Genomic DNA, 24,042 nt, shown 5'->3' on the forward strand with positions numbered 1-24,042 from the left:
AACAAGAGAGTGAGGAAAGCAGCAACGGAATTTTATGCAATTGGTATGAAAACGGATATATAAAAATGGCATCAAAAAAGCATAGTAATGGAAGTGAAGAGATGGAATGTAATGAAAATGGAACATTAAAGCGCATGCTTATACTAAATGATAATAACGAATATATCAATATATACAGCAGGCAAGATATCCAAGAGCTTATAAAAGCAATTGGAATTAGTGAAAACGATTTATGTAAAATAAATCCTTTTAGGCAGTAAAGTCGCGAAGCGTTACGCTTCTAAAGATTTTACGTGCGGCGCGCATCTTGCATCGCACCCGTATGGCCTTGCTAAGAGGCGTCGCTCTTGCGGTGACGGAGCGCTTTCGGTGTAGTGATCTGCGTTGCGCCCGTTTTGTTAAATTTTGTAGACTTACTTCTGTTGCCCGCTGCTTTATAGCGAGCAAATCTACTTTTGCTATCCTCGACACCGACCAGAATAGCTATAATGCATGTTCTATTCTAGAGCTAGGCGCTTTTTACGAGCGCGCGGTTTTCTTTTTATTGGCGCGCTTTTTGCCGAGATGCTTTTGTCGTCCGATAAATTTTCTAGGGCTAAATTCGCTTCGGATCTCTTCCTGCCCCGGCCCTTTGCTTTTCTATTTTGCAAAAACTCGCTGTATGGCGAGCCGTAAAGGCTAGCGTGCCAGATCGCGCATCCCAGCATCACTAGCCCGGAAATTTTATGCAGCTGCGACATGCGCGAGTTCATATTTAGCGCGGTTAGAGCCGTGATGCCCATACTCACTCCGAGCGTCACTTTAGCCGCTTTGCGCTGAAAATTTAGATCCAAAATTTTATCTTCAATGCTCAAATTTTACCCCTTTGATAGAATTCAGTAGTAGTCCTATCGTCGTGCCATTATGCAGCAGCGCCGTAGCTACGGGACTTAACGCGCCAAAGGTCGCCAAAAATAAAATGATCGAATTTATCCCCACGGTGGCGTTGAAATTTCGATTTACGAGCCGCAGCGTGTCATTAGCCAGCGCCTTTACCTGCGCGACGCCCTCGATATCGTTTTTCAAAAGCCCGATCTGCGCGGAAGCCTTGGCGATCTCGGCGCCGTTTAGCATGCTGATGCCGATATCCGCCTTCATCAGGCTCGGCGCATCGTTTATGCCGTCGCCCACGAAGACCACCTTCCGCCCCTCGGCTTTTAATTGCTCTAAAATTTCAGTCTTTTGCGTAGGCAGCAGCTCGCCATAATAGCGATCTACGCCGAGCTTTTTGGCTACGGCACGGGCTTTTGATTTTACGTCGCCGCTGAGCATGACGATCTGTTTAGCGCCCAACTCGCGGAGCCTAGCGATAACGGCGCGGGCATTTGCGCGCACCTCGTCTCTAAGCCCGATGAGCCCCAAAAGTCTGCCGTCAAATGCGATGTAAAGCAGCGCGAGCCCCTTTTGCATCGCAAGATCGATGGTCTGCTCATGCGCCGCAAACGAGATCATCTCGTCGTCTTCCAGGAAGTGGCGCGAGCCGATGATGAGCTTTTTACCCTCGATGCTGGTCTTAACGCCGTGAGCAACGACGAATTCCACCTCGTCGTGGTGTTTGTGAATAAAGCCGTGCTTTTTAGCCGCATCCACGATCGCCTCGGCTACGGGGTGAAAGTAATGCTCCTCGGCGCTCGCGGTTAAATTTAAAATATCGTTTTTACTGAAGCGCTCGTCAAACGATATGATCTCGGAGACTTCCAGGTTGCCGTACGTAAGCGTGCCCGTCTTATCAAATACGAAGGTGTCGGCGCTCGCAAGCGACTCAAGAGCCTTGGCGCCTTTGATCAAAATCCCGTTCTTGCCCGCTTTTGAAATGCTCGACTTAAAAGCAACCGGCGTAGGCAACTTAAGCGCGCACGAGTAGTCCGCCTGCAGCACCGAAGCTACGCTCATAAAATTTCGATTTATCAGATAGGACACGCCCGCAAGCCCGAAGGTTACTGGCACGAGCTTGTCGGCTAAGTGAGTCGTATGCATGCCGATGCTGGAGCGCTCGTTAAGGGATGCCGTGATGTAGTGTTTGATGCGCTGCGTGGAAGTGTTTTCGCCGACGTTTTCCGCCCAGATACGGATCCTGCCCTCCTCCACTATCGTGCCGCTTAGCACGCTATCGCCGCGAGATTTTTTCACCGCGACCGACTCGCCCGTCATATTGGCTTGATTTATCATCGCTTCGCCGCTTACGACGTGTCCGTCCACGGCTATAACGTCGCCCGCCCCTACGACCACGATATCGCCTACCTTTAGCTTAGAAGTTGCGATTTTGACCTCGGTCTTTTTGCCGTTTTGATCTATCTCGACCCACGCCTCGGCGATGTCCGGACGGGCGAGCTCGCGGATCAGATCGTCGCTTTTATAAACGGTGCTTTCCTCCATGTATTCGCCCAGAGCAAGCATCGTATTGGTGCTGTTTGCGGCAAATACATCGCCGCGAGCGAGCGAAATCCCCACAGCAGCAGCCTCTAAGCCCTTTGAAGTAAGCCCGTGACGAAAGCTTTCTTTAATCCCCTCTTTTAAGATAGGCACGCACGCTACGATGCTAAATGCGCGCGCTAAAGGCGAAGTGCGAAAGATTAAATTTCCCCCCAACGCAAGAAGCGCTAAGATAAATTCGTTTTTGCTCGGTAAATTTTTATGGCTAGTGGGGATAATTGATTTTAGCTCGCTTAAATTTAAAGCCGCAAGCTGCTTTAGAATTCCCGCCCTATTCGCACCCGCGTCAAGCTTAAGGATCAAAGAGCCGATTTTAGCGTTAAATCTAGCTTCCGTTACGCCTTCAAGCCTCGCAGCGACTCTTTGCAGTGCGCTTGTATCGAGCCCTTTAAAGCCCGCGACCTTTATGCGCAGCCTAGATTTAGTCTCATGTAAAATTTTAAAATTTTGCATCGACTACTCTTGCATCTCTGCCTTGGCGTCTTCGAATCGCTCCTTCATCTCTTCAACGCCCATCTGAAACATCTCGGTACCCTTTGCGATGAGCTTAAAAAGCTTTTTTTGCGCGTTTTCGTCGGTTAGAAAATAGGTCGCTACAGCACCCAGAGCGATGCCTGTGATAAATGAGTTGCTACCGAATAAGCCGCTCGCGTTTTGCCTGCTACCCAGGGAATTAAAAATTCCACCGAAAGCGGAGCCCTGAGTAGAATTTACATCACTTGAGCTTTGGGCGACGGAATCTTTATTATCCGAGCCATTGTCAGAAACTGAGCCGTTAAAAGGTGCGGAATTTACCCGCTCATTTATCCATTTAGCCCAACCGCCGAGCTTTTCGTCACCGGCAAAGCTACCCGCAGAGCCGCCAGCATATTTGTTGTCACCAAAATCGTAATCGTCTAGAATTTCTTTCAAATCTTTTTTTGTGATATACGGATTACTCATTGCCTACCTTAAGAATAAAATTTCTACCCGCAATGAGCGCGCCTACGCATACTGCGACGCCTGCCGCTGCGCGTAGATACTCGCCTTGTACGAGCTTATTTGCGCTGTAAATCGCGCCGCCGCCGATGATACCGCCGCTTAGCGCAATATCCAGCGCATCTCGAATCGCTTTAGATTTGCTTTTGCCTTCTTTTGCTTTAACGAGCTCTACGGCGCAACCGCCGATCGCCCCCGCTATAGCGCCGCTTAAAACGTGATCCAGCGGAGAACGCTGTGTCGTAAGTGATCTATTCATTTAGGCCTCTATTTTTCTGATTTATCGTCTGCGGACGTAAATTTAGCCGAAGAATTATCGTCCATTTTTACGATCTGCGGGATATTAAGTGGAGTAGTAGATGCTGCGGATGTCTCACCTGCTGGTGTTTCGCCCGTCTTAGCGCTCGCAGTGGATTTTTTAGTTCTTTTAAATCCCGGTTTTGGTCCCGGTTTTTTTCTAGTTTTTTTTGCAGTGCTAGTTTCAGTGCTGGCGCTACTTGTCGTAGCTTTTTTACCGCCAGACTTTCTTTTACCTTTTACCGCCTCAGCAACATCGTCTAAGCCTTCTTTGGCTTCCGCAAAAATTTCTTTTGATTTTTTGCTTAATTTTTCCGCTCCGCCTTTGACGCTATTTTTTAACTCCTCGACGCTTTTGCTACTTACGATTTTATTCGCACCTTCTTTGATTTTATCTCGATTGTTATAAGCGTAAACCGCCGCGCAACCAAGCGCAAAACCTGCTAGAAATGGGATCGGCATTTCATTCTCCTTGTGTTAAGATTATAAAGTCATTTTATCAACTTTACATAGATTTTGATATTATAGCGACTTTTTTAGATTTTTGCAATCCTAATTTAATTTTTCTGCAAAATTCCTTTAATTAAATTGGAAAATGCGCTATTTAAAATATTTTGCAAATCGTATTTTTGAAATATCCGCTCTAATTCCTGCGGATTTTTTAAAATTTCATTTAATAAATCAGCGAAATTCAAAGAATTTAAATCAGCCCCATATTTAGAATTTAATTCCTTTAAAATCGGCAAAATTTCATTATATGAAACCGCCTGCGCCTTATACAGTAGCTCTTTAAATTCCGCGTTCTTGCATGAATTAATTAGATCGTCATAAAACATCATAGAGCTTTTTTCTATCAAAAGCGCCGAAGCCAAAAACTCATTCATACCTTTTGCAACCAGCGCCTCACTGCTATTTTCAGGAGGCATAGCACCAAGCCCACAAGAATTTGCAAAATCTAGCATCCGCTCAAGTAATCCAGCTCGTAAAGATAGAATTTCTCCTAGCTTTTTATCTTGAAATTTAACTGCGCCCAGCGAATAAAACTGTAAAATTTGTGCCTCTTTTTCGAGCAAAAGAGCGATATCTGCAATTTGTGCCTCATTTAAATTCCGAGATTTATTAGAAATTTTGCGTGATTTTTTGGTACTACGCAATGCTTCTTCGCTCAAGAAATCGCCTCTATATTGGAATTTACAAGCGCTACTAGCTCAGGCGAACTGATGCCGCTTAAAAACTGCTCCCAAAGGTGCATCGGAAAAACGCTTTCATCATAATGAATCGTCAGCGAGCCGATTAGAGAGTTAAATTTATACTCTTTTATCCCGCGAATTGCAGCTATTTTAGCCTTTAGGCTCTCTTCGCTCACACTATCTCGCAACTCCCTAATTTTGGGACTTACGCGGATACGGATACGACCTTTGCTGTGGCTGATTTTGCTAAAATACTTATGAAATTCCAAAATATCGTTGTGATTTATTTTCATATTTTTCCTTAAATTTGCGCCCAAATAATATCATAAATCATTTAATTCCTGCTAAATTTTGCGAATTATTTGCGTTTAGGGCGAAATATTTTTATCTTATTTCCATCCACTGTTATGTAATTTCCTCCCATTAAATCAATACAATACGGCACGGCAGGAAACACTGGTAGAAGGCACTCTTTAATCGCTTTTGGATTGCCAGGTAAGTTTATAATCAGAGATTTTTTGCGGATCGCTGCTATCTGACGCGATAAAATTGCCGTAGGCACGATCTTTTGGCTTTCTGCGCGCATTAGTTCGCCAAAGCCTGGCATTAATTTCTCACTTACCGCTTCGGTCGCTTCAGGCGTTACATCGCGCGGAGCAGGACCCGTACCGCCCGTGGTTAGCACCAAATCACAACCCGCTTCATCGCAAAGATAAATCAGCTTATCTTTGATCAGCTCTAGCTCATCTGGAACTATTTCATAAAAATACTCTTTCTCGCAAGTTAACCAATCATCCATCACGGCAATTATTTCTTTGCCTCCTAAATCCTCGTAAACGCCACCGCTAGCGCGATCACTGATCGTTAAAACACCTATTTTTACCATTTTCCTCTCCTTTATTAGAATTTTAAAATTTAAAATTTAATCGAAATTTAGCGTGCCGTCTTGCGGCTTTTCTTCAGAGCTTTCGCTATCTTTTTCCAGCTTTTGCAAATCTTGCTCTTGCGCGGAGACGCCTTCTTGCTCCACACCATCAGATTCGCAGATCTTTTGAACATCCTCGAAAGTTATGAACTCATAAACGAAAATTTGCTTTGAAATTTGATTTAGCTTATCCTGCATCGTGCGGATTATCTCGCTTACCTCGTCGTAGCAATCTTGCAAAATTTTATTCACGCTCTGCGCGCTAGGGGTGAAACTATCGCCCATCGCGAGCTCAAAAACCATCTTTTGCGCCAGCGCGATAGCCTGCTTTACGTCGCTAGCGGAATTTGAAAAAGCGTCGTTTTTATGGATCTGTAGCGCCGCCATGCCGCTTAAAAGCACTTTGATTTGATTTAAAATTTGCGTTTTGGATTCGATCTCGAAATCCTCGTTTAAAAATTTATCGTTTAAAAGCTCGATCTTTTCGAAATCAAACGAATACCAATACGCGCTAAGCGCCTTTGCACCCTGATAGAACGCCTGGATCTCCTTTTCGTATTCGGTGAGAATTCTACTTTTTTGCACGCCGTAAAAGACCCTCATTCGCACGTTTTCAAAATCGCTAAGCTCGATCGTATCACTGCCACGTTTAAGAGCGTTGATCGCGGCTTCATTTACCAGTGTCGCTACTCCTGCGCCGCTAAAGCCCACGCAGAGGCGGCTTACTTTGTTGATATTCGCGCTGCATCTTTTGCCCTCGAGGTAAATTTTTAAAATTTCGATGCGGTCTTTATAATTCGGAAGCCCGATAAAAACGCGCCTATCAAAGCGCCCCGAGCGCAGCAGCGCATCGTCGATCAAATTTATTTTGTTGGTCGCGCCGATTACCATCACGCCGCTATTTTCCTCAAATCCGTCCATCTCGGTCAGCAGCTGATTTAGCGTCGCTTCCCGCTCGTCGTTGCGCCCTATACCGCGCTTGCCGCCGACCGCGTCGATCTCGTCGATAAAAATAATCGCGGGCGCACAGGATTTGGCTTTCGCAAACAGCTCGCGAACCCGCCTGGCACCGACGCCCACAAAGACCTCGGCGAAGCTTGCGCCGCTTTGGTAAAAAAACGGCACGTCCGCCTCGCCGGCTACCGCTTTTGCAATTAGCGTTTTACCGACGCCGGGCTCGCCGATCATTAAAATTCCTTTCGGCAGCTTTATACCGAAATTTCGATATTTTGCGGGATTTTTTAAAAAATCCACGATCTCTATGAGCTCGTCCTTGACCTCGCTGATGCCCGCGACGTCGCTAAATCTCACGTCGCTAACGCTCGGCGAAAGATCACCGAGCTCTGCGTTTGCGCCGCCGCCTTGACGCGCAGCGCCTACGCCGTCCAGCCTGCGGCGACGCGCCAAAACGGTTTCAAAATAATATACGAAGAGAAAAAACGCGAACGTAAAAATTACCAAGATCGCGCTGATACCGCCGCTTCCGCTATCCTCTTCCTTCGTAATTAAAGCGTGATTGGAGAGCTCTTTTAAATTAACGATATCGGTTAAAATTTTATAGCGTTTGCCGTCGTAGGTAAAATTTAAATTGCCGTCCTCGATATGCGCGCGTTTGATCTGATCCGCGCGGACTAGCTCGCTAAATTCGCGCTCGGTGATGTATCGCGAATCGTCTTTAAAATAAACGATCGAGAGTAAAACGATAAGTAGCACTAAAAAAATCAGAATTATATTTAGCTTGCTTTTTTTGATTTTATGCAAAATTTCCATCAAATTTAACCTCATAATCTCTTATCTCCATCCATTTTTTCGACAAATCCTCATCGCTTTTGATCCAAATTTTATCATAAAATTGATCATATCCTTCATAAAACTCTCCGTTTTTCCGCTCGATCAGCACATTTAAGGGCACCTTGTGCGAAAGGCGAAATTTATAATTATTCAGCGCCGTTATGTTTTGCAGCATCTTTAGCCGCGCCTTTGCCGTTTTGCCGTCTATGCGGCCTTTTAGTGAGGCCGAAGCGGTTCCTTGCCGCGGCGAAAAGATAAAGGCGTGCAGATGCGTGAGCGGAAATTTTTTGAAATTTTCCACCGCTTCGAGCCAAATTTCTTCGCTCTCGCCCGGATGCGCGACGATAAAGTCCGTCCCCAGCGCAAATCCGCGCTCCGCAAGCTCGCAAAAAAGCTCCAAATCCCTTAGCGCGGAATTTCGGCGGCGCATTATGCTAAGCATCTTTTGCGAAGTGTGCTGAAGCGCGATGTGCAGATGCCGCTCCAGCCACGGCTCGGATAAAATTTCGCGAAAGCTCGCATCTATCTGCGAGGGCTCGATGCTGCCTAAGCGGATACGGCGAATTCCGCGGATCGCGCCCAGCTTTTGAAGCAGCGCGCCCAGGCTCGTACCTGCGGCTTTGCCGTAGCTGCCGATGTTGGTGCCGGTTAGCACGATCTCGTTAAAGCCGTTTGCGGCAAGGCTCGCCGCCTCTTTTAAGATCGCGTCTTCAGAGCTGCTTCGCGAGCGACCGCGCACCGAGGGGATTATGCAATAGCTGCAGTTAAAATCGCACCCCTCTTGAATTTTAATAAAAGCCTTGGTGTGATCCTCGTAGTCGCTTACCAGATTTTTTTCGACGCCATCAAGACCTCCGATATCGTAAAATTTCGACTCTGAGCTCAAAAACTCGTCGATCTTTTCCTTTTGCGACATCCCGAATACGCCGAAGACCGCGCCGTTTTTATACAGCTCCTCGCCGCGCGAAACCGCGCCGCAGCCGGTTAGCAATATCTTTTTGCCGAGGCGATTCATCTTATTGACGTAGTTTCGCACGTCTGCGTCGGCGCCATTCGTAACGGTGCAGGAGTTTATAACGACGACGTCGGCGCCCTGCTCGTCGTGCGTGATCTCGCCCGATTTGAGGTTGCTTTTGATAAGCTGCGTGTCGTAGATATTTGTGCGGCATCCAAACGTTTTAAAATAAATTTTCAAATTTCGCTCCCGGATCCGCTTCCTGCGGCAAAACCCCCGCCCTGCGCCGCTGCGTTTAAATTTTGTGAGCCTTGTTGCTCGAAGCCGAGATCTTGCGCCATGAAATTTCCGCCCGCAGCCGCATAATTTTTGCCGTTAAAAAGCGTGTATGCAGGATAGGCGATCTTGATGTCGGGCTCGCTTCTTAGGGCGTCTAAAATTTCAGCCGAGATGTTGCTGCGAAGCCCGAGCGTCGCGTAAGAGTTCGTCATATACCAAACCGAAATTTCAATGCCGTATGGCTCAAAAAAGCTGAAAATTCTAGGCTCGACGTTTGGATTTTTGATACTGTATTGCGAGCGAAGCTTGCCCATCTGCTTTTTGGCGATGTCGGTGTAGCCTTTGGAATACTTCCGCACGATGTTTTTTATAAGATACATCGCCTTTTTATGGTTGCTATCAAAGGTTAAAAGTATGCTGATGCCGTCCCAGACGGTCTTAAGCCCGCTATGGGTGTAGTTTGAGATAAGATCGGTAAAAATATAATTATTCGGTATGAAAATCACCCTGCCCGCGCGTTTATTTTCTCTCCACGTAGTCATAGTAACGTCCTCGAAAATCGTCATCCTAAGCACCGAAATATCGATGATATCGCCTACGTAGGTCTCGCCGTTTTTATGCACCCTGATGCGATCGCCCACGCGAAAGCTGCCGCCAAGCACGATCGTAAGCCAGCCTAAGGAGCTCATAAACATATCTTTCATCGCAATCGCAAGACCTGCCGAGGCAAAGCCAAGAACCGTCACGAAGTGTGTCATATTCTCGATGTAAGAAAAGAGCAGTATCAGCGCGATCAGCGTGAAATTTAAAACGTTGATAGCTTTATTTACGATATAAAAATTCTCGTCGTTTTTGATATATTTTTTCGCCACTACCTTGCATAAAAACGACAGCGCGATGACTACGAGTATCCATACGGCGATATTTCCCGCGCGCTTGATCTGCGCTTTTATATCGGCGGTCTGCACGGCGATTTGGGAGTTGATCTTCTTTTCATAAACGTCGTACGTAGTCTGTGCGATCTCATATGCGGAGCTAAACTCGCTAAGCTCGTAATCTAAGCTTTTAAGCTCCGCCGCAGCGCTTGCGTCCGCATCGATCTGCATCAAACGCTCATATAGCGCCCTTTTTGCTTCAAGTTTATCGATTAAAGCTTTAATATTTTCGATGGCGTTTTTCTGCTCCATCTTTTGAGCTTGTAAATTTCTAATCGTAGAAAAACCGGAAATTATCGAAAAAGGATTTGTAATGCGCGCAGGCTCGGGAGTTTCGGGCATCGCGATGATATCTAAAAACGGAGATTTTTCATACTCTTTTAGCAGTATAAGCTGCTCTTTTACGGCGCGAAGTCTTTTTTGAATCTCTGCGATCTTATCGGTGCCGGCGCTCTTTTTTAGCTCCGCTTCAAGCTGGCTGGATTGCTTTTGTAAATTTTGATAGCCGATGAAATTTGAAAAGCGCGAGATCCAGATATTGTTTTTGATCTCATCGTCTATCGCTTTTATTTGAGCTTTTAGCGATGAAGCGAGCTCCGCGCTTTGCGTCTGATTTTTGTCGTTTTGAGGCGCGCCGGAGCCGATCTGTGCACTCGGATTTGCAGCCGTGAAATTTCCCTCGCAAAAACCAAGGCTAAAAATCAAAAAAACGGCTAGGATTATTTTCATGCAAACTCTCTTAACGTGGCTATTACCGCGGCTTTGTCTATATCATCGGCAATACTAAATTTACCGATGCCGTCGGGCAGGATAAATTTTATCTTGCCGTTTTCGCTTTTTTTATCAAGAAAAAATAGCTCGTAAAATTCCGCCGCATCCTCTACGTGAAATTTTATCGGAAGCGCGAATTTTTGAAGCACTTTACGGATCTGCTCCTCCTGTTCGCCGCTTAGTTTACCGAGGCGACGCGCTAGCGCATTTGCCATCACCATGCCGATCGCCACAGCCTCGCCGTGCAAAAATTTTTTATAATTAGTAATTTTTTCGATAGCGTGAGCAAAGGTGTGTCCGTAGTTTAACACCGCACGCACGCCGCTTTCGCGCTCGTCGCGAGCTACGACATCTGCCTTGATAGCCACGCAGCGCGCGATTATATGCGAAATTTCATCGGCGCTTTTCAGATCGTGCGTCTCGAAAAATTTAAATAGTTCGTTATCGAAGCATACAGCCATCTTTACAGCCTCCGCGACGCCTGCGGCAAACTCTCGTGCAGGAAGCGTCGATAAAAATTTGCTCTCGCAATAAACCGCGCGCGGCTGATAAAATGAGCCGATTAAATTTTTGCCGAAGCGATTATTCACGCCCGTCTTACCGCCGACGCTTGCATCTACTTGCGCTAGCAGGGTCGTAGGTATATTGATAAAATCGATACCGCGCTCATAAATGCTCGCGCAAAAGCCCGTTATATCGCTAATAACACCGCCACCAAGAGCGATGAGCGTGCTTTTGCGATCAAGCTTGGAGCTGAAAAGTTGCTCTAAGATTTGCTCCACGCTCGCGGTATTTTTATACTCCTCGCCGTCTGGGATCGTGATGATAAATTTTTGCTCGCAATCTAGCCGCTGCAGTAAGAAATCAAGCCACAGCCCCCCTACTTTGGGATTTGTGATGATCGCTACCTTGCCTTTGAGTTTGATCTCTTGCAATTCGTCGATAAAAACGCTGTATTTTTTACCTAAATTAAGATCGATTTTCATACGCTACCTTTGATTTTTGGGTAATTGTAACATAAATTTCGATTACTTTTCATACCCGTAATCGCTCGGAACGAAAATTTGATGATTTTTGCCGAGTTTAAAATACATTTGATCCAAATCCTGATTAAAAATCGACGTGAGCTTGCGCGCCAAAATTCTATCATTAAATGGCACGAACTGCAGCAGATCTCGCTCGCTGCCTAACGCTAAAATCGGATTTTGTCGCTCGCAAGGAATCACGAATAAACTCTGCTTAAAAAGCTTCGATAAGCTCACGTAGCTTTGCGCAAACTCGCCCTTTTCGCTCTCGCCGAAAAGATACAAATACACGTCTAGCCCTAGCTGCGAGCTAATGTCAAAGACGATACTTGATTCCTCGCGCAGCCGCTCGCCGGCACTTAGCACGACACTTTTACGCACATCTTTTAGCTCGTCCTCTCCAAGGCTTAGCACCGGAATTTCAAGCGCTTTAAGCGCTGCTTTTTTCGCCTCGAAAACTCCGCTTGAGCAAACTACCAAGCCTGCTTTATTTTCGCTCACGTCGCGCTTTAAATTTAGCTCGCCCGAGTAATCGATGAGAATTTCAAATTTATCCCGCTCACACAGCGCTTTAAGCTCGCTAAAAGCGTCGTTTAGCAGAGGATTTAAAATTCTTAAATAAATTTTATGATTTCTAATATGCAAATCCAAAAACTCAAGCGCCCTAACCGTCCTAGCTATCTCGTCACCGCTCATTTTTTTCATATCGATGAGCGCGAAAATATTTAGCCCAAACGGCGATGGAAATTGCCCGCTTTGCTTTTTTACTTCAGCAAACACCGCTCGCAGCGCACTAGGCTCACCAACGACTAAGATCGTATCATTCGGATATATCCGCGAGCCGGGCGTCGTTACGATGTAATTATTGTGGCGGTAGATCATCGGAATTTGATATTTAGCATTAGAAAGCGTACTGATTTTTTTATACGCAAACGAGCTTCCTACGGGCACTTTTACCTCCATTATCTCTCCGCGTCCAAGCCCGATATTATCAGCAAAAACGGGGCTGTCAGGCAAAAAACCGATGAAGCGCGAGGAATTTAGCGCGAGGGTATTTACGATTTTTACGTGAGCTTCGTTTTTATTCTCGCGCAAAAGCCCCCAAAAATCGGCTGCATAAAGCTCTAAATCCGGAGCGAGCGTCTTTAAATTTTCAAGCGTTACTTTAGTGTCAAATTCATCCTCCATTATCATTATGCAGCGGTCAAATTCATCCCCTACTAGCACCACGCGCAACCGCTCAATGCTAGTAGGATCAAAAATTTCGACCGAAAAATTTGACTCGTTTTCAAGCTCCGAGGGCACGGCATCCGTATTTTTAGCTATGACGCGATATGATCTGATGACATCTTTGATTTTACAAACTTTGGATAAAAAATGGCGTGCAAACTTTCCGCTTGCGATGATTAAAACTTGTTTCATTGCTCTCCGTTTCGTGGTTTTGCAAAGATTATAACCAAAAACGGCTAAATTTTAAACCGCGCGATAAAATTTGCGGGCAAGCTGAGGCGCGGCGACTTAAAATTTTAAGATCGAAATTTTAAAATCAAGGTTTAAAATTCCAAAAGCGAGGCTTAAATTTAAAATGAATTAAAACTAAGCCTCGTTAAATTTAATCTCGCCGCTTAGAGCGATAAAATTTCATAAATTTAAAAGCGGCGCCATAATCATTCGCGCCGCTCAATTAGAAATTTTAAACCAGCTAGCCTTTAAAATTTTACCTCCGCAGAGAGCATGAAGCTTCTGCTCTCGCCTAGCGTTACGCCGTTTGCCGAACCTAGCACGCTAGTTACGTTAAGACCGCCCGCGCCGTCGGCGCTCGCAGGATACATTCCCGCCCAATATTTTTTGTTAAATACGTTATTTACGTTGAAGCGTAGCGTGGTCTTATCGCCCAAAAGATGCTCGCTCGTGTATCTGATACCAAGATCGGTAACGAAAAAGCTAGGCGTGTGCTGGGTGTTTAGATCGTCTAGATACATCTTGCCGGTGTAGTGGAAATTCGTACTGATCGCAAGTTTATCGGTGCCGGGGATCACGTAATCAAGCATTAAATTCGCATTGATCTTAGGGATGCCGTTTGCGACCTTGCGGTTAGCGCCCGCAATGCTTACGTTATGCATCTTTGGATCAATATAGGTAAAGCCGCCCAGTACGCTTAAATTTTGCGTAATTCGTCCGCCGCTCATAAACTCAAATCCGCGGTTGCGCTGCTCGCCGTTTATGCCGTAGATTCCGGTAGAGCTGTTTAGATACGCAATAGGTCTGCGGATATCAAAATATGCCACGCTAAAATCGATCATATCGGCTACGCGGATCTTAGCGCCGATCTCGTGCTGCTTGGAGCGATACGGAGATGTAGAGGCGACCTCGCCCGCATATGGGCTGCTCGCCGGATAAACATAGGTAGAGCCCTGCTGCAAGCTATCTGCATAGGTGTAGTAGATGCTAGCGTCCTCTACCGGATGAAAGATCAAACTGCCCGCCCAGCTATATCCCGAATCGCTATAGGCTTTGACAAGTCTTTGCTGGGTAGTATTGTAGGATTCCTGCCTCATCCACGCCTTAGATGCGCTTAACATCACGTCAAATTTATCGTTTATCGTAATATCGTCTAGCACCGAGACGTTATACATATCTATGACTGCGAAATGATATAACCCGCTTCCGCGCCTAGCGCCGGTGTAATTTAGAATTTTAGGATCGTAGATATTGCCGATGGTAGGCGAGATGTAGTTGGTGCTTGCGATCTTATATCTATCCTGCGTCCAGTGATAGCCATTGGTCTGCACGCTAAAATCATGCTCGATATCGCCCGTATTAAACTGCGTGTTTGCCTTAAGATAGCCGCTTGGCAGATCGAATCTATATGCTGCCGTAGCACCGCCGCTGTGTTGAGTATAATAATCACCCGGCTGCGTCCATTTCGCGTTTGGATTAGCTACACATATAGGAGGCTTTTTATTATTCGGTAAAGCAGCATAATTCGCGCAATCAAATCCTTCGGGAAGCAAATAGTTTACGACGCTGTGAATGTCGCGATCGGTGCGCTGAAACTGAAAGCCGCCCTCTAAATACCATTTATCGGTAGGCGTAAATTTAAATTTAGCGCTTGCGGTCGTGGTTTTCAGACGCATACCTCCGAAACTCTGCCCAAGACCGCGCTCTGAGGAATCCACTGCCCTTGGAAGCGTAATTCCGTCCGTGATCTTGCCGTCTTTTACGCCTAAGGCAAACTGCCCCGCAAAGCCCTTAGTATTGTGCTCGTAATAGCTCGCCGCGGTTTCAAAAGTAAGATCGCCCGTCGGATAAAATTCCATCGTGACGCTGGCTAAGCGGCGCTGCAAATTTGAACCCTTTGGCTGTCTGTCGCCGTTTGATCCGTAAAATACCGCGCGGTAGCCGAATTTTTCAAATTTATCGGATAGATCAAGACCAAGACCTAGGTTGCTTCGCGACATATAATCGCTCCAAATTATGTATTGATCTTTTACCGGGCGCTTGCGCGTGTAGCTGAAAATGCCAACCGGGTTTTGTGCGCCGTAGAGCGAGCCTGCGACGCCGTTTTGCACCTGAAAGCTCTCAAACATCGCCATCGGAATCGCCGTCGTCGAAATCGTATAAAAGCCGTCCCAGAAGCTGTTGCCTACGACGCTACCCTCAAAGCCGCGTGTCTGCGGGCGTCCGACCGTAGCGCCGCCGCGCATCTGAATCTGCGCGGAGGGGAAGTATTTGACCGCCTCCTCGTAGCCGGTAACGCCTTGGTGATTTATGATCTCCTTACTGATCGTGTTGATCTGATAGGGAAGATCAAGTGCGCGCTTGCCCGCAAGCAGGCCTTGTTGCACGTTTTTGCTCAAAAAGCCCTCGTCGATACCGCTCTCGCTGATATTATCGCCGACGGAATTTACCTCGATTACGCCCATATTCTGCGACTTTTCAGGCGCAGAATTACCGCCACTTTGCGCTGCAGCCAAACTACCGCATAGTAGGCACATACATGCCGCTAATGAAATTTTAAATTTCATCGTTTTCCTTCTTTCCATTATTTTCCCTTCGTTATGGATATATTTAATATTATTTTTTAGCATATTAGAAAAATTTTCCTAAATTTAGACTAAATTCGAGATATAAATTTATATATTTGTAGTCGCATTTTTTAGCTTTAAATTTCATAGACGATATACCGCGATACAAAAGAAAAATTGCGCAAATTTATATGAAATTCTAAAATTTTAATGTAAAATCGCCCGTATGAAAAAACTAATACCGGCGCTTAAGCAAGCGCAAAACCGACTCAAAAATTTCTTCCGCCTCTACGATACCGAGCTCATGCACCATGCATCAAGCCTTAGCTTTCACACGATTCTGGCGCTATTGCCGGTGCTGATGGTCTCGCTTAGCGTTTTTATGCAGCTGCCAAGCTTCAAAGGCTACTACGACAAGATTATGGGCTTTATCTTTTCAAACTTCCTGCCTGCAAATCAAGCGAGCATGGCACACTATATCGAGGAATTTATGGCAAACGGACTAAGCCTTGGCGTAACGGGTTTTTGCGCAGTGTTAGTTACGTCGGTGCTGTTTTTCGGGGACTTTGAAGCGATTATCGCGCGCATTTCGCATTCGCCCGAGCGAAGCTTTTTTAAGAGCCTAAGCACCTACTGGACGCTGATGACGCTCGCTCCTGTGGGGCTTGGAGCGTCGTTTTATATCAGCGGCGAGCTTCAGGAGCTACTAAATAAAACCGAGTTTACAAGCTGGATAAATTTGCTTAAAATTCTACCCTACTTAATCGTTTGGGGGATCTTTGCGATTACTTATGCTACGGCGATCAACCGCGAGATCCGCGCAAAAGCGGTGCTTGCCTCATCGCTCGTAGCATCGATTTTATGGTGGCTTTCAAGACTGGTTTTTGCGCAATACGTCTTTTATAACAAAACCTATCTTAGCATCTACGGCTCGTTTTCGGTCGCGCTATTTTTCTTTCTGTGGATCTACATAAGCTGGATTTTCTACCTATACGGCGTGAAATTCTGCGTATTTTTGGACGCTAAATTTAAAAGAGATGGCGAGCACCAAAGCGCTTGAATTTCTGTGCAAGGCTGCGTTTTTCTATGCTTTTTGGATTAAAGCGCGTTTTCTGCATGGGTCGGTAACTTGGGCGTTGATACCATACAATGAGCAAGACGTAAATATATGGATCAAAGATATAAAAAATAGGAGAAAGAGAATGGTTAGATATTTGGTAAGTCCAATATTCTTTTTAATCACCATGCTACATCATTTCATTTTCTTGGCGCTCAATGGATTTAGATTTAAAAAGTATAATTGTATAGGTTTAAATCGGGCATTATTGCGGTGCCGAATAATAAAATGTTGAGCGACAAAGACGTTAAATTTGAGCTCTCATCTTTGTTCGGTCTGTATACGAGCGATCTACTTTAAATTATAGAATTTCTCAAGGAGGGCTAGATGGCGTTTGTTGCGGAGCATATTTCTAAAGTTGATTTGGAAAGATACAATGTTGCAAATATTATAAATAATTGTTGCCTAAAATATGGCTCAATAGTCTATGATGATTACTACCTAGATAAGCCGGATTGGGTTATAGATAGACAAAGAGATGCCTGGTTTATGTTTGTTTGCAGAGTGCCTTTGCCAGACCCAAGAGATGGCCTTACGGGAGAAGTTATTTGGCTACTGCATTATAGAGGTAAAAATATCGAGCTTGATATAAGGCGAATTTATGATAAGACTACGAGTAAATATTTCACGGAAAATCCATTTAAAATCAAATATATATTCCAAAGCGTAAATTCTGACATTGGAGATATTTCAATGGATGAAATTTATGAAATTTTAAATGAAGCATTATTGGAATACGGAGATGATGGTATCGATGGTAGAAAATTTCTGCCAAAAGAGCATGAAATCGTAACTTTTCTACACGATTAAAATTCAAAGAATCGATGAGCTGCGTTTAAATACATCTGATATTTCAGTATCAAATTTAATTTTTCTATGCGCTATAAAACGCCCCACTCTTTTTTATATTCGTTTATTATCTCATCGGATGTTTTTTCTCCCTTATCGACCTTGATAAGATCGATTATATCTTGCTCGTTTGCAAACATACCCTCTATCGCGTGGTTACAGATGATAGATCTGTTTTGCTCGTATTGTTCTGCGCTCAGCTCGTCTTTATATTTTTCAAGTATAGCCAAACTCTTTTCTAGACTATAAACTTCCGGATATTTTTGCATGCTTTATCCCCTAGCAATATAAAATTTTATCAGCTGCGGCGTCCTATTAAAAAACAAAGCTCAAGCGGGCAGGCGCATTTTTTGCTACGAATAGCTTGCAAGTAGTTCGCACTTCGCCGCAGCTAAAGCAGATAACTATTAGATGACGAGAAATTTTACTGCAAGTAGCTCACAAATAAATTTAACAAAACCCTTATCAAGCAAAAAACGAAGGTAAAAGCCGTCAAATAAAACTGCTACTCCCTTACGATGAAAGCTCCAGTAAACTTGCCATTATGCGCGAAATCTCTCGCCTCATCCTCGCTTTTAAATCCGCTTAAAAAGACGCGATAAATTGGCGCGCCATCTATGCTAAATTCTTTGATGATCGCAGGATATCCCGCTGTGCCGTGGTAATCGCGCTGATAAATTTGTGCGCCGCTTCTATTTCTAAACGCACCGATTTGCACCATAAAATTTCCGCCAACGATGGTTGCTTTCGGCGAACCTTTAGCAATAGTGCGCCCATAAAAGCCCACTACTTCGAGTTTTACCGGCGCCGTACCTTTGGCAAATACGCCCACTAGATTGGCAGCTGTTTTGCTAAGATCGATGATGCGACCATCCACGAATGGACCGCGATCGTTGATGCGCACGGTTGCGGTAGCGCCAGTGTCGCGATTCGTGACTTTTACCATAGTATTCATTGGATAGGTTTTGTGCGCGGCGGTCATGCCATTCATATCGTAAATTTCGCCGTTTGAGGTGTATTTGCCGTGAAAATTTGGCCCATACCAGCTGGCGATGCCGATTTGAGTGTCACCGACGCTTACTTGTTCGGGATAGTAGGTTTTGCCGTTAATTTTATAAGGGCGCATGGTGGCGGGAGAGTTTTTGCCGATCTTGCCCGTACCGCCCGCAGACGATCTAGACGACGGTGCGGTGCGAAACGAGCAACCGGCAAGAATCAGCGCAAAAAGCGCACTAAAAAGAGCGATTTTCTGGTACGACACCTACGATCCGATCTTATTTGTTGAATTTTATATTATTTAGCGCTATTTCGTTTTTGTCTTTGAGGCTAAGCTCGTTCGCCAAACCTGCTAACACGCGTCCTGGCTTGCGCTGTTTCAGACGTGGTTCATACGCTTGAAACGCGCCTTGATTTACGACAAATTCTGCATATTTGCTTTGTGGGATATAAAAGAAGTACTTGCCGTTAAGCGGCGAAATTCCGTTTTTAATATGCGCGTTGTAATCCTGCATCTGCGACGGCGAAATTCCGATCTGTTTTGCAACCGCGCTTAGCTTTGTGCCTGGAGCTACTGCGATACGCTTTAACCCCCACGGCTCGCTTTCAAAAAGCAGAATTTTACGCATATTTTCATTTTGAGCAATGTAAGCGTATTTAATAATGCGCTTGATAAAATTCTTAGTCTCATTAGGAAGTGCGGGACTTTTTAGCAAGCGATCCAGATCATCGCTGCCAGTAGCTGCAATCGCATTTTTAAGCTTTTGATCGCCACAATTATACGCCATTAGTGCTAAATACCACTTGCCAAAATTTTGCTTCAGATGCAAAATATACGAAAACGCAGCATCCGTAGAGGCTGCGGGATCGCGACGCTCATCCACGGCGCTATCTACTCTAAGACCGAAATTTTTTGCGGTCGCCGGCATCAGCTGCCACATACCACCCGCGCTAGCGCCGGAAGTTACGGTGTTTTTAAGATGAGATTCGACCATTGCCAAATACAGCAAGAATTCCGGAGCTTCGATGTTATCGACCTCGGATTTGACTAAGTAGGCATTGTGCGACTGCGAAGTCACGATATGCTTAAACTGCTTGCGATCGCTTGCATTGATCGCACGGAATATGCCCGCGACTACGTTTTTGCTCGATTCGTTATTTTCGATGCCGAATTGATTTAAAATATAGTCGTGATTTGCGCGCATCAGACCGGGCTGGCTCGCAAATGCTTCGCCCACTAAAAGCAGGGCTAGCAGTATAAATTTTATGGCTTTCATATCTCTCCTTTGATTTTATCGCCAAAAAGCCTACAGGCGTTTTGAGTCGTTATTGCTTCAACCTCTTCTACGCTTAGGCTTAAAATTTCCGCGACTTTTTCTACCACGAGTCTCGTAAATGCAGGCTCATTGCGCTCGCCGCGATGCGGATGTGGGGTCAGATAGGGTGCATCCGTCTCGATTAAAAGGCGCTCTTGCGGAATTTGCGGTAAGATCTCAGCTAAGTTTTTTGCATTTTTGAATGTCAAAACTCCGCCGATACCGAAGTAAAATCCGTATTCGCTAAGACCTAGCAAAAGCTTGCTGGCATTGAAGCAGTGCAAAACACCGCCGCATAAATCGCCGGCACGATCTTTTAGAATTCCAAAGCTATCTTCGTTTGCTTCTCGGATATGGACTATAAGTGGTTTTTGAAGTTGTGTTGCTAGATCGATTTGTGAGATGAAGGCGTCTTTTTGGCGGGAGATTTCTAAGGCTTTGGTTTCCTTGCTCTCTTGCTGCTTAAGTCTGAAGTAATCAAGACCGCATTCGCCAACGCCCACGCATTTGGGATCGTCAGCATACCGCTTCAGCACCTCCATATCGAAAGAATCTATCTCGTATGGGTGTACCCCTACGGCAAAATACACATTATTCCGCGCGTGCGAAATTTTACATGCCTTATCTAGGTCTGCTACATCGGCACCGGGAATGATGATGCTACGCACGCCTGCAATCGTGGCGCGCTCAATCACCGCGTCTAAATCAGCATCGAAACTAGCATCGTCTAAATGGCAATGTGTATCTATAATCATAAAACTCACTTGATAAAATTTTTCGAAGCGGATTTTACGTCGTTTTGCAAAATCACACTTAAATTTAAATTAAACGCGGTATTGTAGCAAAAAATTTCAGATTTAAACTTAAGCTTAAAATTCCTTCAGCTTTGCCTTAGTTTTTTAGCGAATTCCAGGGCTTCTGCAGTAATAGTCTCGCCGCTTATCATACGAGCTAGCTCTGTTATTTTCTCATTTTCGCTTAATAATCTCACGCTAGATTTGCCGTTCGTTTTACTTACTAAAAAGTGTGACGCAGCCTTTGAGCTAAGCTGCGGCTGGTGCGAGATCGCAAAAATTTGATAAAATTTTGAAATTTTTACCAGCACGTTAGCGATACTCATCGCCTCTTTTCCGCTTAAATTTGAATCAATCTCGTCTAAGATCAAAATTCCCTCGCCGTTATTTGTAAGCTCTAAGCTTGCCGCGATGAAAGCAAGGCGCAGGCGGTTCGTCTCGCCTGAGCTTAAATTTTTAAATTCCGTCTTGCACAAGCTGACGCAAATTTCGTCTGTGCCGCACTCACTAAGCGCCGTAGGCTTAAAACTAAGCTCCACTCCGTCCATATAAAGCTGCTTTAGATAGGAATTTATCAGATCCTCGAGCCGTTTTTTAGCGCCCTTGCGAGCATCGCTAATTTTTTCGGCAAGGGTAGCGGTGCTTTCGCTAAGGCGTTTAAATTCCACTTGCAACTTGGTTTTTTCAAAGCTTAACTGCTCGTAATGCTCAAGCTCTTTCTTGCGCGCTTCAAGCGTAGCCAAAGCCTCTTCTATGCTTCCGTAGCGCCTATTTAGCGCGCTAAGAGCTTCGATGCGATCTAAAATTTTCTCTATGTCGATATTTTCGAGCTCGTCTAAATTCAAGCTTTCTCGCTTTAGCCGCAGCTCGTTCATCGCATCCTCAAAAAACGCGCTATCCAGCCCGCTAAGACTTAGCGCTTCGATGACGCTGCGCTCCAGCTCAAAAACGCCCTGCGCCCTAGCCCAAAGTTCCTCGATCTTATCTTTTTTACTAAGCTTTTTTTTGATCTGCAAAAGCTCCTCATATTCACCGATCTTAGGCGATACGCGCTCGATTTTTTCAATCTCGAAGCGAGCGAATTCCTTTAACTCCTCGATCTTGCGCTCTTGATCCAAAATTTCATCCAGCTGCTTTTTTGTGCGGCTAAATTCCACAAAAGCGCTTTGAAGCTCCGATAGGCTTTGAGCGTGCGCCGCATCTTTTTTCGCGGCGATAAAATCAAGTAATTTTAGCAAGCTGCCGCTACTCATTTCGCCGGCGTTTTTCGCGCCTAAAAATTTCACGTATTCGCCGGCGATCGTGCTTAGATTTTTTTTTGAGACCGATTGAGAATTTATAAAGTATCGCAAGCTACGCTCTTTTAGGACGCGAAAAGTATTTGGCGTATCGTTTATCAAGCCGAAATTTTCCATATCAAATTTATGCTCTACGTCCGCTTCTATGAGCTCAGCCTCGCATTCGTTAAGACCGAACACCGCTAAAATCGCGCCTATTAATACCGATTTGCCTGCGCCGCTGATACCTGTAAATACGCTAAGCCCCGGACCAAAACTAAGCTCGCTCTCGCAAAAACCTAGATTATTTTTAATATAAATTCTTTCTAGCATCCGCCGTGCCCCCATCTGAGTTTGGCTTTTAAAACGTCGAAATAATCGTAACTTTTGCGTTTTATTAAATTTGCCTTTGCGTGCGAAATTTTAACGCTTACGCTGTGAAATTCCGCCATATCAAAAACGTCTTGTCCATCGATGACGACGCTAACTTCGGAGCTTCCGGCGTTTTTGAAGCTTGCGAGATATTCTTTTGGAAGAATCAAAGGCCGCTGCGTCAGGCTGTGCGAGCAGATCGGCGTGACGCAAAACACGTCGCACAGCGGATAGACGATAGATCCGTTCGCGCTCATATTATACGCGGTCGAGCCCACGGCGGAGCTTACGATCACACCGTCGCCGTAGTAAGTATTGAAATATTTTCTATTTAAAAACGCGTCGATCTTCGCCATCGAAGAGATGTGGCTGCGGGTAATTACGACGTCGTTAAATGCGGTCTTGCGGACGATTTTACCGCCGCCGTTTTCCAGTATAACTTCGAGCAAAAACGGGCGTTCGATCTCGTATTCGCCGCGCAAAAATTCCTTTAAAAATTTTGCAAATTCGCTCGGCTGCACGTCCGTTAAAAACCCGAGAGTGCCTGCATTGATACCCAAAATAAAGGCGTTTTTGTCGCTTAGCAGCCTCGCAAGCCCGATGAGCGTGCCGTCGCCGCCGAGGCTGATTAAAAAATTGGTCTTTTTTAAAATTTCTGCAAGCGTATGCGGCTTAAGGCCGAAAAATTCCGCTCCGTTCTCTTCAAGCAAAAGCTCAATACCTTGCGCTTTTAAAATTTCGCAAATTTGCTCCACGACGGGGCGAATCTCATCCGATTTTTTGGCTATCAGCCCCGCGAATTTAAGGTTTTTATGAATTTTGTTTTCCATAGTTTTATTTTATAAAAAATTAGCTTTGTAAAAGCAAAATTTAACTATACTTGCGTTTTACAAATAATTTTAAAGGAGTAAATTTGCGAAGTCATTATTGCGCCGATTTGAGTAAAAACGATATCGGCAAAAGTGTAACCGTGTGCGGCTGGGTAAATTCTTACCGCGACCACGGCGGCGTTATTTTTATAGATTTGCGCGACCGAAGCGGCTTGCTTCAGCTCGTGTGCGATCCCAAAGATGGCAAAAAAGCGTATGAAATTGCAAACGAAGTACGAAACGAATTTGTCCTAAAAGCCGTCGGCAAGATCCGCGCTCGCGGCGAAGGGCTTGAAAATCCAAATTTAAAAACCGGCGACATCGAAGTCGTGGTAGAAAGCTTAGAGATCGAAAATCCAAGCAAGCCGCTTCCTTTCGTAATCGGCGATAAAAGCGTCAACGAAGAAACGAAGCTAAAATACCGCTTTTTAGATCTGCGCGCCGAGGGAAGCTTCGATAAATTTAAGATGCGCTCCAAGGCTGCGATCGCCGCGCGAAATGCTCTTGATAGGCTAGGCTTTGTGGAGGTCGAAACGCCGATCTTAACGCGCGCGACGCCCGAGGGCGCTAGGGATTATCTGGTGCCTAGCCGCGTCTATCCGGGCAGCTTCTACGCGCTTCCGCAAAGTCCGCAGCTTTTCAAGCAGCTTTTGATGTGCTCGGGCTTTGATAAATACTTCCAGATCGCGCGTTGCTTCCGCGATGAGGACCTACGCGCCGACCGCCAGCCGGAATTTACGCAGATCGATATCGAGATGAGCTTCAACACCCAGTACGACGTAATGAGCGTAGCTGAGGAGGTTTTA

Annotated in this window: 24 protein-coding genes; 4 read left to right on the top strand and 20 right to left on the bottom strand. The window is 45.3% G+C overall.

Translation table 11 applies throughout. The features are described from left to right. A partial coding sequence (locus tag Q0413_RS10820) for a hypothetical protein (protein WP_298990370.1) occupies positions 1-260 on the top strand: 260 nt, incomplete at its 5' end. 237 nt (positions 261-497) lie between these two features. On the opposite strand, the gene Q0413_RS10825 is transcribed toward Q0413_RS10820, so the two are convergent. The 14 genes from Q0413_RS10825 to Q0413_RS10890 form a co-directional block, all read right to left on the bottom strand. Further along, entirely contained in the window at positions 498-854 is a 357-nt protein-coding gene (locus Q0413_RS10825) for a hypothetical protein (RefSeq protein ID WP_298990372.1), read from the bottom strand. After that, positions 844-2,925 carry a heavy metal translocating P-type ATPase gene (locus Q0413_RS10830; RefSeq protein WP_298990375.1) on the bottom strand — a complete coding sequence of 694 codons (2,082 nt, stop codon included), beginning with the start codon at positions 2,923-2,925 and terminating at the stop codon, positions 844-846. The genes Q0413_RS10825 and Q0413_RS10830 overlap by 11 nt, the downstream gene beginning before the upstream one ends. A 3-nt stretch (positions 2,926-2,928) precedes the next feature. Further along, positions 2,929-3,414 carry a hypothetical protein gene (locus tag Q0413_RS10835; protein WP_298990378.1) on the bottom strand — a complete coding sequence of 162 codons (486 nt, stop codon included), beginning with the start codon at positions 3,412-3,414 and terminating at the stop codon, positions 2,929-2,931. Next, positions 3,407-3,709 (bottom strand): Cys/Met metabolism pyridoxal-phosphate-dependent enzyme, encoded by a 303-nt coding sequence (locus tag Q0413_RS10840; RefSeq protein WP_177386687.1) that lies wholly within the window; start codon positions 3,707-3,709, stop codon positions 3,407-3,409. The genes Q0413_RS10835 and Q0413_RS10840 overlap by 8 nt, the downstream gene beginning before the upstream one ends. 8 nt (positions 3,710-3,717) lie before the next feature. After that, positions 3,718-4,209: a hypothetical protein gene (locus Q0413_RS10845; RefSeq protein ID WP_297903253.1), complete on the bottom strand. Its 492-nt coding sequence runs from the start codon at positions 4,207-4,209 to the stop codon at positions 3,718-3,720. Positions 4,210-4,304: 95 nt separating this feature from the next. Continuing rightward, positions 4,305-4,916, bottom strand: coding sequence for a hypothetical protein (locus Q0413_RS10850; protein WP_298990381.1), 612 nt, complete (start codon positions 4,914-4,916; stop codon positions 4,305-4,307). Further along, on the bottom strand, positions 4,913-5,230 hold the full coding sequence (locus tag Q0413_RS10855; protein ID WP_291936786.1) for an HMA2 domain-containing protein: 318 nt from the start codon (positions 5,228-5,230) through the stop codon (positions 4,913-4,915). Before Q0413_RS10855 ends, Q0413_RS10850 begins: the two co-directional genes overlap by 4 nt. A 65-nt stretch (positions 5,231-5,295) precedes the next feature. After that, the gene (gene mog, locus Q0413_RS10860; protein ID WP_298990384.1) at positions 5,296-5,823 is read right to left on the bottom strand and encodes a molybdopterin adenylyltransferase; all 528 of its coding nucleotides are present in this window, start codon (positions 5,821-5,823) and stop codon (positions 5,296-5,298) included. 36 nt (positions 5,824-5,859) lie between these two features. Further along, positions 5,860-7,647: an AAA family ATPase gene (locus Q0413_RS10865; protein ID WP_298990387.1), complete on the bottom strand. Its 1,788-nt coding sequence runs from the start codon at positions 7,645-7,647 to the stop codon at positions 5,860-5,862. After that, complete coding sequence (gene mtaB, locus Q0413_RS10870; RefSeq protein ID WP_298990390.1) at positions 7,616-8,848, bottom strand: tRNA (N(6)-L-threonylcarbamoyladenosine(37)-C(2))-methylthiotransferase MtaB; 1,233 nt, start codon at positions 8,846-8,848, stop codon at positions 7,616-7,618. Before mtaB ends, Q0413_RS10865 begins: the two co-directional genes overlap by 32 nt. Continuing rightward, the gene (locus tag Q0413_RS10875; RefSeq protein WP_298990393.1) at positions 8,845-10,551 is read right to left on the bottom strand and encodes a mechanosensitive ion channel family protein; all 1,707 of its coding nucleotides are present in this window, start codon (positions 10,549-10,551) and stop codon (positions 8,845-8,847) included. Before Q0413_RS10875 ends, mtaB begins: the two co-directional genes overlap by 4 nt. Next, a complete protein-coding gene (aroB, locus tag Q0413_RS10880; RefSeq protein WP_298990396.1) occupies positions 10,548-11,579 on the bottom strand; it encodes a 3-dehydroquinate synthase in 1,032 nt (343 codons plus the stop codon). Before aroB ends, Q0413_RS10875 begins: the two co-directional genes overlap by 4 nt. Positions 11,580-11,621: 42 nt before the next feature. Beyond that, complete coding sequence (locus tag Q0413_RS10885) at positions 11,622-13,040, bottom strand: TrkA C-terminal domain-containing protein (RefSeq protein ID WP_298990403.1); 1,419 nt, start codon at positions 13,038-13,040, stop codon at positions 11,622-11,624. 287 nt (positions 13,041-13,327) lie between these two features. Next, on the bottom strand, positions 13,328-15,646 hold the full coding sequence (locus tag Q0413_RS10890) for a TonB-dependent receptor (RefSeq protein WP_298990427.1): 2,319 nt from the start codon (positions 15,644-15,646) through the stop codon (positions 13,328-13,330). Between the two features lie 226 nt (positions 15,647-15,872). Here Q0413_RS10890 and Q0413_RS10895 point away from each other — a divergent pair, with 226 nt between their 5' ends. Beyond that, positions 15,873-16,706 carry a YihY family inner membrane protein gene (locus Q0413_RS10895; protein ID WP_298990406.1) on the top strand — a complete coding sequence of 278 codons (834 nt, stop codon included), beginning with the start codon at positions 15,873-15,875 and terminating at the stop codon, positions 16,704-16,706. Positions 16,707-17,090: 384 nt separating this feature from the next. Beyond that, on the top strand, positions 17,091-17,573 hold the full coding sequence (locus Q0413_RS10900) for a hypothetical protein (RefSeq protein ID WP_298990409.1): 483 nt from the start codon (positions 17,091-17,093) through the stop codon (positions 17,571-17,573). A 71-nt stretch (positions 17,574-17,644) separates the two neighbouring features. Here the strand turns inward: Q0413_RS10900 and Q0413_RS10905 are convergent, their stop codons facing one another. From Q0413_RS10905 to Q0413_RS10930, 6 genes are all read right to left on the bottom strand, one after another. Continuing rightward, on the bottom strand, positions 17,645-17,881 hold the full coding sequence (locus Q0413_RS10905; RefSeq protein ID WP_005871672.1) for a hypothetical protein: 237 nt from the start codon (positions 17,879-17,881) through the stop codon (positions 17,645-17,647). A 236-nt stretch (positions 17,882-18,117) separates the two neighbouring features. Next, positions 18,118-18,873, bottom strand: coding sequence for a septal ring lytic transglycosylase RlpA family protein (locus Q0413_RS10910; RefSeq protein WP_298990412.1), 756 nt, complete (start codon positions 18,871-18,873; stop codon positions 18,118-18,120). 13 nt (positions 18,874-18,886) lie between these two features. Further along, positions 18,887-19,885 (bottom strand): lytic transglycosylase domain-containing protein, encoded by a 999-nt coding sequence (locus Q0413_RS10915; RefSeq protein ID WP_297882548.1) that lies wholly within the window; start codon positions 19,883-19,885, stop codon positions 18,887-18,889. Then, entirely contained in the window at positions 19,882-20,679 is a 798-nt protein-coding gene (locus Q0413_RS10920) for a TatD family hydrolase (RefSeq protein WP_297903343.1), read from the bottom strand. Before Q0413_RS10920 ends, Q0413_RS10915 begins: the two co-directional genes overlap by 4 nt. A gap of 125 nt (positions 20,680-20,804) precedes the next feature. Next, on the bottom strand, positions 20,805-22,328 hold the full coding sequence (locus Q0413_RS10925) for an AAA family ATPase (protein ID WP_298990417.1): 1,524 nt from the start codon (positions 22,326-22,328) through the stop codon (positions 20,805-20,807). Continuing rightward, complete coding sequence (locus Q0413_RS10930; RefSeq protein WP_298990422.1) at positions 22,322-23,197, bottom strand: NAD(+) kinase; 876 nt, start codon at positions 23,195-23,197, stop codon at positions 22,322-22,324. Before Q0413_RS10930 ends, Q0413_RS10925 begins: the two co-directional genes overlap by 7 nt. Before the next feature lie 83 nt (positions 23,198-23,280). On the opposite strand from Q0413_RS10930, the gene aspS reads away from it, so the two are divergent. Further along, positions 23,281-24,042, top strand: a 762-nt coding sequence (aspS, locus tag Q0413_RS10935) for an aspartate--tRNA ligase (RefSeq protein ID WP_298990425.1), incomplete at its 3' end; no start/stop codon positions are given.

The sequence above is a fragment of the uncultured Campylobacter sp. genome, from assembly GCF_938045465.1.
Classification (GTDB): Bacteria; Campylobacterota; Campylobacteria; order Campylobacterales; family Campylobacteraceae; genus Campylobacter_B.

Bases quoted from the DNA above. Each gene is read 5' to 3' on its own strand.
- Q0413_RS10845 (WP_297903253.1), bottom strand. From the start codon at position 4,209: ATGCCGATCCCATTTCTAGCAGGTTTTGCGCTTGGTTGCGCGGCGGTT.
- Q0413_RS10900 (WP_298990409.1), top strand. From the start codon at position 17,091: ATGGCGTTTGTTGCGGAGCATATTTCTAAAGTTGATTTGGAAAGATAC.
- Q0413_RS10830 (WP_298990375.1), bottom strand. From the start codon at position 2,925: ATGCAAAATTTTAAAATTTTACATGAGACTAAATCTAGGCTGCGCATA.
- Q0413_RS10865 (WP_298990387.1), bottom strand. From the start codon at position 7,647: ATGAGGTTAAATTTGATGGAAATTTTGCATAAAATCAAAAAAAGCAAG.
- Q0413_RS10920 (WP_297903343.1), bottom strand. From the start codon at position 20,679: ATGATTATAGATACACATTGCCATTTAGACGATGCTAGTTTCGATGCT.
- Q0413_RS10925 (WP_298990417.1), bottom strand. From the start codon at position 22,328: ATGCTAGAAAGAATTTATATTAAAAATAATCTAGGTTTTTGCGAGAGC.
- mog (WP_298990384.1), bottom strand. From the start codon at position 5,823: ATGGTAAAAATAGGTGTTTTAACGATCAGTGATCGCGCTAGCGGTGGC.
- Q0413_RS10915 (WP_297882548.1), bottom strand. From the start codon at position 19,885: ATGAAAGCCATAAAATTTATACTGCTAGCCCTGCTTTTAGTGGGCGAA.
- Q0413_RS10930 (WP_298990422.1), bottom strand. From the start codon at position 23,197: ATGGAAAACAAAATTCATAAAAACCTTAAATTCGCGGGGCTGATAGCC.
- Q0413_RS10895 (WP_298990406.1), top strand. From the start codon at position 15,873: ATGAAAAAACTAATACCGGCGCTTAAGCAAGCGCAAAACCGACTCAAA.
- Q0413_RS10890 (WP_298990427.1), bottom strand. From the start codon at position 15,646: ATGAAATTTAAAATTTCATTAGCGGCATGTATGTGCCTACTATGCGGT.
- Q0413_RS10855 (WP_291936786.1), bottom strand. From the start codon at position 5,230: ATGAAAATAAATCACAACGATATTTTGGAATTTCATAAGTATTTTAGC.
- Q0413_RS10835 (WP_298990378.1), bottom strand. From the start codon at position 3,414: ATGAGTAATCCGTATATCACAAAAAAAGATTTGAAAGAAATTCTAGAC.
- aroB (WP_298990396.1), bottom strand. From the start codon at position 11,579: ATGAAAATCGATCTTAATTTAGGTAAAAAATACAGCGTTTTTATCGAC.
- Q0413_RS10875 (WP_298990393.1), bottom strand. From the start codon at position 10,551: ATGAAAATAATCCTAGCCGTTTTTTTGATTTTTAGCCTTGGTTTTTGC.
- Q0413_RS10885 (WP_298990403.1), bottom strand. From the start codon at position 13,040: ATGAAACAAGTTTTAATCATCGCAAGCGGAAAGTTTGCACGCCATTTT.
- Q0413_RS10840 (WP_177386687.1), bottom strand. From the start codon at position 3,709: ATGAATAGATCACTTACGACACAGCGTTCTCCGCTGGATCACGTTTTA.
- Q0413_RS10905 (WP_005871672.1), bottom strand. From the start codon at position 17,881: ATGCAAAAATATCCGGAAGTTTATAGTCTAGAAAAGAGTTTGGCTATA.